This window comes from Acidovorax sp. KNOB132 (assembly GCF_057541515.1).
Window position 1 is genome coordinate 1 of the sequence record NZ_BAAJYT010000662.1, and the last position, 555, is coordinate 555.

Sequence of the window (555 nt, forward strand, 5' to 3'; positions counted from 1 at the left end):
CGTCGGGCACGGCGGCGCCCACCAGCAGCGCGAGCGCGTTGCGGTCGCGCGCGACCTGGGCGGTGTAGGTGGCGACGTCGGCGCGCGCGGTGTCCACCGTGGTCTGCGTTTGCGCCAGGGTCAGGCCCGAGGTGGCGCCCAGCGCATGGCTGCGCTGCGTGAGGTCCAGCGACTGCTGGCGCGTGCGCAGCGTGTCGCGCGCCAGTTGCAGGCGGCGGCCGTCCGCATCGAGGGTGAGCCAGGCGTTCACCGCCTCGGCCACCAGGCTCAGCTGCACGCTGCGGCGGTTCTCGGCGGCGCGGAAGAACTCCTGCAGCGCGGCGTCGTTCAGGTTGCGCACGCGGCCGAAGAAGTCGATCTCGTAGCTGGCAAAACCGAGTTGCGCGCTGTATTGCCCGCCCACGTTGGAGCGGCCCGCGGTGGTCAGGTCGTCGGCCGTGCGGCTGCGGCTGCCCGCGCCGGTGGCGTTCACGCCGGGGAACAGGTCGGCGCGCGAGACGCCGTACTGCGCCCGCGCCCGCTCGATGGCCAGCACGGCCACGCGCAGGTCGCGGT

1 protein-coding gene is annotated in these 555 nt (G+C 74.2%); it reads right to left on the reverse strand.

Annotation, left to right across the window (positions count from 1 at the left end):
- Positions 1-555: TolC family protein (locus tag AC27IO_RS25280; RefSeq protein WP_498741352.1), on the reverse strand; the 555-nt coding region annotated here is incomplete at both ends.